Annotated in this window: 6 protein-coding genes; 4 read left to right on the forward strand and 2 right to left on the reverse strand. The window is 27.7% G+C overall.

Annotated features, from left to right (window positions below):
- Positions 1–664 precede the first annotated feature (664 nt).
- Entirely contained in the window at positions 665–1,054 is a 390-nt protein-coding gene (locus tag U9R42_10270; protein MEA3496407.1) for a DUF5362 family protein, read from the forward strand.
- Between the two features lie 102 nt (positions 1,055–1,156).
- Here U9R42_10270 and U9R42_10275 read toward each other — a convergent pair whose 3' ends face one another.
- Positions 1,157–2,239, reverse strand: a complete 1,083-nt coding sequence (locus tag U9R42_10275; protein ID MEA3496408.1) for a hypothetical protein — start codon at positions 2,237–2,239, stop codon at positions 1,157–1,159.
- A gap of 109 nt (positions 2,240–2,348) precedes the next feature.
- On the opposite strand from U9R42_10275, the gene U9R42_10280 reads away from it, so the two are divergent.
- The 3 genes from U9R42_10280 to nadD are packed head-to-tail and all read left to right on the forward strand — an operon-like array spanning position 2,349 to position 4,377.
- On the forward strand, positions 2,349–3,218 hold the full coding sequence (locus U9R42_10280) for a YicC/YloC family endoribonuclease (GenBank protein MEA3496409.1): 870 nt from the start codon (positions 2,349–2,351) through the stop codon (positions 3,216–3,218).
- 3 nt (positions 3,219–3,221) lie between these two features.
- Entirely contained in the window at positions 3,222–3,791 is a 570-nt protein-coding gene (gene gmk / locus U9R42_10285; protein ID MEA3496410.1) for a guanylate kinase, read from the forward strand.
- Between the two features lie 10 nt (positions 3,792–3,801).
- Positions 3,802–4,377, forward strand: coding sequence for a nicotinate (nicotinamide) nucleotide adenylyltransferase (gene nadD / locus U9R42_10290; protein MEA3496411.1), 576 nt, complete (start codon positions 3,802–3,804; stop codon positions 4,375–4,377).
- A gap of 686 nt (positions 4,378–5,063) precedes the next feature.
- Here nadD and U9R42_10295 read toward each other — a convergent pair.
- The gene (locus U9R42_10295) at positions 5,064–5,786 is read right to left on the reverse strand and encodes a hypothetical protein (protein ID MEA3496412.1); all 723 of its coding nucleotides are present in this window, start codon (positions 5,784–5,786) and stop codon (positions 5,064–5,066) included.
- Positions 5,787–6,005: the final 219 nt, after the last annotated feature.

The raw sequence follows: 6,005 nt of genomic DNA on the forward strand, positions 1-6,005 counted from the left end.
TTTTTAAGGTCAATTAGTAGTTATTACCAAAAGGCAAATATCCTTAAAAAAACTTAGGATAAGAAATTTAAATTTCAATATTAATTTTTTACTAACGAATGAGTACATTTTATTAAGTAGTGCCTCTAAGAAAACTATCAAATTTTATGATTTCTAAGATTTTTGACCTGCCTTTGCCGTCAGGCAGGTGAGATTTTTATTTTTTGAGACGAGGCGATGCCTTAGCATCAGTGAGTTGAGAAAGATAAAAATATCGCAAAAAGATAGGAATCTAATTTTGCAGAGTTTTCTTAGAGACACTAAGTAGGGTTCAATAAAATGGTTCTCTGTTAATTTGTGTGGATGAAAAAATATTAAAGCCACAGACTTCGACAGACGTAGTCTTTACTTTTTGTATGTCTTCGACAGACGAAGTCTGTGGCAAATTTGATTACCCACTCAAATCAACATAGAACCTAATATTTCTTAGTGAAAAATTATTTTTTAAGCTATTTAAAAAAAATTAATCAGTTCTAATTATTTTTTGTATATTTGAAAATAGAAAACAGTACATAAAAAACAAGCTTTTCAAAAAATAGACAAAAATAATTACTGGAAGTATGTTTTTTATTAAAGTTTTAAAGAGAAAAAATTATTTTTTAAACTAATATCTTGGAGGATTTTTATGGAAATATCAAACTATGAATTTAATGCTGGTCAAAATGAATCAATCAAAAAACTAACTCATCAAATGATGTTTGTTGGCATTTTTTTAATCGTGCTTGGAGTTTTATTCGCTGTCTTTGGCGTTTTTCACTTAGTGAAAGAAAATAATGACTTTTTGAAATTTATTTTTGACATTGTTATCGCGGTAGTTCTTATTATTATGGGACTGGTAACAATCAATTCTGCAAAATCATTTAAATTGGTTGTTACAACCGAAGGTAATGATATTGAAAATTTAATGAGTGCCCTTGACAAAATGAATACTTGGTTTAGCATTCAAACAATGATGATTGTCATTGGAATTCTTATTCTTGCTTTAGGCTTCCTTAACGCCATTGGGGTCTTTTAAAATTAGCAATCATTTTGGATTGTTAAAAAACATAGACTTAAACTACAACATGCTTCGGTTTGATTATCTAAGTTGTGGTTTAAGTCAATGTTGTTTTAAGAACTATTTCCTTACATGAACATTTAAATATATTGGTAAGTGGTCGCTGTAACCACCATTGTACCACGGACCATAAAATGTTCGATTAGGTTTTTTGCCCGGATATTTTTTGTCATCAATTAAAAGCCAATCGGGTTTAAAAATATGTGCATCATCAGTATTTAAATATACTTGAGATTGTGTATTAAAAAAACTTGTTGAAACAATTATTTGGTCAATCATATTCCACTCAAATTTATAGCGATAACTGCCTTCCCCTTTTTGCTTTAAAGATACCATAAAATTAAATAAACTCTTTGTTGTTGTACTATCATTTCCTGCTTTCAACACTTCTGAAATACTTTTGTCAAAAGGTTCATCATTAAAATCACCCATTATTACAATTTTTGAATTAGGATTGATCTTAAATAGTGAATCTGTTTTTGATTTTAGCACAGAGCTTACAAACATTCTTTTCTTTTCAGTAACTTCTTTTCCTCCCCAACGCGAAGGCCAATGATTTATAAAAATATGAATTGTATCGGTATTTTTCAAAACACCTTTTGTGTAAAGAATATCTCTCGTTGTTCTGCTATTTTCAAAAGGGAAATTTATTTTGTAAAAATCATAGAAAACAACTTTAAAGACTTTTTTATTGTAAAGCAAAGCAACATCAATACCTCTTGAATCGGGTGATTCTTTATGGATGATATTGTAATTCATATTTTTAAGTGGAGTGTAGTGTAGTAATTCTTCCAAAACCAATCTATTCTCTACTTCACAAAGCCCAATAATTCCGGGATTTTCCCATTCGCTAATACTTATTAACACCTTTGAAATTTTTTGCAATTTATTGTAATACCTTGAAAAACCCCATTTTTTTTTGCCTTCAGGTAAAAACTCCTCATCACGTGTTTCAGGATTATTAATTGTATCAAATAAATTTTCAACATTATAAAATACAAAGCTTACAAGCTCTTCTTCGGTTTTTTCTTTATAACTTTGTCCTTGATTTGTCTTGTGTGAAACACAGGTGTAAAGCAACAAGGAGAAAAAGAAAACAAGAAATAGTATTATTGCTTTTCTTATTTTAGATATATTTTTCATTTATTCGGACTTAATATTGATGTTATTTGAAAATGCAAATTTTAAAAATTATTGAAAAAATACAATTACAAATCAGATTAACTTATTCACTTTTTAAAAAATATTATTTATGATACGTTCAATGACAGCTTTTGGGTCGGCAGTAAAAGAAACAGAAGACTTGATTGCAAAAACAGAAATAAAATCACTGAATAGCAAAAGTTTTGACCTTAGGGTGCGAATGCCATCAAAATATTCAGAGAAAGAAATTGGCGTTCACAAAAAACTTGAAAGACAACTTGTGAGAGGGAAAATTGATGTTTTTATAGCTGTTAAATTTTTAAAAGCATCAAAAATAAAAAGTGATATTAACACTAATCTTGCAATAGAATATTTCAATGATTTAAAAAAAATAACGAATAAGATAGATTTAAAAACTGATAATGCTTTAGAAATAATATTGAAAATGCCCGAAGTTATTAGCACACCAATAGCAATGGATTCAATAAATGAGGAATGGAGTGTAATTGAAAATTCAATTTTACTTGCAATAAAAGATTTGGATGAGTTTAGAATAAAAGAAGGAATATTGCTGAAAAGTGAATTAGCAAACTACCTCAATGAAATAGAACAGCATTACAATAGCGTTGATAAAATAAAAGATCAAAGAGTAGATAGGATTAAAGAAAAGTTAGAAAAAAAAATAAAGGAAATAACTTCTAATTTTGATAATGAAAGACTTGAACAAGAGTTGATTTTTTATATTGAAAAATTTGATATTACTGAAGAAATTGAAAGGCTAAAAATTCACATAAAACATTTTAGAGATACAATTGATATTGATAACAGTGGCAAAAAATTGAATTTTATAAGTCAGGAAATAGGTAGAGAAATAAATACGATTGGCTCAAAAGCCAATGACTCGGATATTCAAAAACATGTTGTTTCAATGAAAAATGAACTTGAAAAAATCAAACAACAATTATCTAATATTTTATAAAGAATGAAAAATAAAATAGTTGCCATAAGCGGTCCTTCAGGAACAGGGAAAACAACAGTTGTTAAGGAGCTTTTGAAAAAATTCCCTTCTTTTGGATTTTCTATTTCAGCAACTACTCGCCTAAAGAGAGATAAAGAAAAAGATAAAAAGGACTATTATTTTCTTAGTATTGATGATTTTAAAAACAATATTGCCGAAAACAATTTTATTGAATACGAAGAGGTTTACAGTGGAGTTTTTTATGGAACGATGTGGTCGGAAATAAAACGAATGTTTTCACAAAATTCAAACCCTCTTCTTGACATTGATGTTTTTGGTGCTTTAAACATAAAAAAATATTATAAAAATGATGCACTAATTATTTTCATTCATCCGGGAACAATTGATAATTTAAAAAACAGATTGAGAAAACGAAAGTCGGAAAGTGAAAGTAGCCTAAAAAAACGTTTGGCTAAAGCAAATGAAGAAATTTCATTTTCCAATAAATTTGATAAAATAATAATTAACGATAAAGATATAAAAAGTAGTGTTGATGAAGTTATTTCTGTAGTAAACGAATATCTAAATTTATAGAACCTTGCTTATGAAAATAGGATTATTTTTCGGCTCTTTTAATCCGATACACAACGGACATATTAGCATTGCAGAATCAATACTCAAGGCTTCTGATATTGAAAAGATTTGGTTTGTTGTTAGCCCTCAAAATCCGCTAAAGCCCCAAAACATTCTTATTGACGAAAACCACAGATTGAAAATGGTTGAAATTGCCACAGAAAAAAATAGTAAGTTGGAAGTTTGCGATATTGAATTTTCTCTTTCAAAGCCATCATTCACTTATAAAACCCTTGATGTTTTAAGGAGAAAATATTCCGAACATACCTTTATAATTATTATGGGTTCCGATTCGATTAATAATATTCATAAATGGAAGGAGTATAAAAAAATTCTATCAAGTTATAAAATATTTGTTTACCCAAGAGGAGAGAATAAAATTGAACCCCAAAATTCTCCAGATGAGGACATTGAATTTTTTAATTTTCCCATGATTGATATTTCCTCAACAAAAGTTCGTGAACTTATAAAAGAAGGCAAGACAATTAATAAGCTCACACATGCTTCTGTTATTGAATATATTAACTTGCATTTACTATACTCTTAATAATTTATTTTTATTAATGAGTTCAGTCCGAAAAGTAATTTTTGCCACAAAGACTCAAAGGATTAACAAAGTTTTGCCGTCATTGCGAACAAAAAAATAACTCGTCATTGCGAAGGAGGTATCCCGCATTTGCGGGAAAGCAATCTCATCCATAAAGCACAGTGTTTCAAAGCAACAGATTGCTTCGTCCTTTGTCCTCGCAATGACGGTTTTGAATTCATCTGTTTGTATTTGGGGTTATTATCAATAAATAATTAGTTTAATTGTTTTTGTGAATGTTGATGTTTTTATGGAGCAAAAATATATTCCCGGATTTATTAAATTTAAATAAAATTTCTCAGAATAAATTCCTTCTGAGTAATACTTGTTCTGAGAATAAATAATAGAAGTGTGTAATATTTATAACTCAAGTTTCGCATAATAATTCTGTATGCTAACATATTTATTATCTGACTGTTATATTATGGATTTTTTCTTAGTGCAACTTTGTGCCTTGGTGTCTTTGTGGCAAGATATTGATAATTAGCCACGAAGGCTCTAAGACACGAAGAATCACAAAGTATGAAACAATTCATTATGGAATTATTATACTACTGATTTTCTTTATGTTATCACAACTCGACATTTAATAAGTTTCAGAATATCAATTCTTTATATTCAAATGCGAAACTTAAGTTTATAATACATTATATTTTTATTGAAAATGTTAAACCATAATTATAATAATTAAGAGGTAATGCATAAAGTGCTTTATAGAAATGAAAATCATAAATATTAGTAAAAGAACCAACACTCTTAGAAAACTCAAACATAATAGAATATATATATTTGTTTTTATTAATTGAAAAACCTATACAACTTTCATAAAACATAGTTCTGTCTTTTTTTGAAAGATATGTATAATTATGATAATAAAAAATTTCATTAGGAGCATAACTACAATCTCTTTTAACATCTAATTGTTTCCGTTGATAATGACCGATTCCTGATTGAATAATTAATCTATTCTTATCAGTTAATTTTCGGGAATATTGTATATTTAAAATATAGAATTCTGCGTTCCAGTATTTTATATCATATTTCATGTTTATTATTCCATCATTATACTTTACAATTGATTCTGTAAATTTCATACGAGCTTTAGGAACATAATAAAAATTCTTGTAAATTTTACGTTCATAAAAAACTCCAACAGTAAATCCATAACCTACGGGTGTATTAAGGTATTTTTTTTCGTCTTCCCAATAATAATATATTTCTGATTTCTTATTTAAGTTATAATCATTAATTAAACTACTGAAAGATATTCCAAAATAATTTTTTTTAGATTTAATGCTATCCGCAGGTGTTTCAGAGAATAAATGCATAGAAAGAAATATAATAATGAATAATAGTATAGTCTTTTTCATAATGAATAATAAATGTTTATAAATGATGATAGTACAAAAAGAAAGGAATTATATTGGTAGCTTTGAACGCAACTTGGTATCAGGTTAATAATAAATAATTTTATCATAAGTTACCAAGGATATAACAAAAACACTATCCACTTTTACAGTTTTTTTACCATGCCTCATCAACGTTATTCTATAAGGCTGGTATGTATGACCTGTTGATAAGAATTCAAG

The organism is Bacteroidota bacterium (genome assembly GCA_034723125.1).
Taxonomy (GTDB): domain Bacteria; phylum Bacteroidota; class Bacteroidia; order CAILMK01; family JAAYUY01; genus JAYEOP01.

Bases quoted from the DNA above. Each gene is read 5' to 3' on its own strand.
- U9R42_10270 (MEA3496407.1), top strand. From the start codon at position 665: ATGGAAATATCAAACTATGAATTTAATGCTGGTCAAAATGAATCAATC.
- U9R42_10275 (MEA3496408.1), bottom strand. From the start codon at position 2,239: ATGAAAAATATATCTAAAATAAGAAAAGCAATAATACTATTTCTTGTT.
- U9R42_10280 (MEA3496409.1), top strand. From the start codon at position 2,349: ATGATACGTTCAATGACAGCTTTTGGGTCGGCAGTAAAAGAAACAGAA.
- gmk (MEA3496410.1), top strand. From the start codon at position 3,222: ATGAAAAATAAAATAGTTGCCATAAGCGGTCCTTCAGGAACAGGGAAA.
- nadD (MEA3496411.1), top strand. From the start codon at position 3,802: ATGAAAATAGGATTATTTTTCGGCTCTTTTAATCCGATACACAACGGA.
- U9R42_10295 (MEA3496412.1), bottom strand. From the start codon at position 5,786: ATGAAAAAGACTATACTATTATTCATTATTATATTTCTTTCTATGCAT.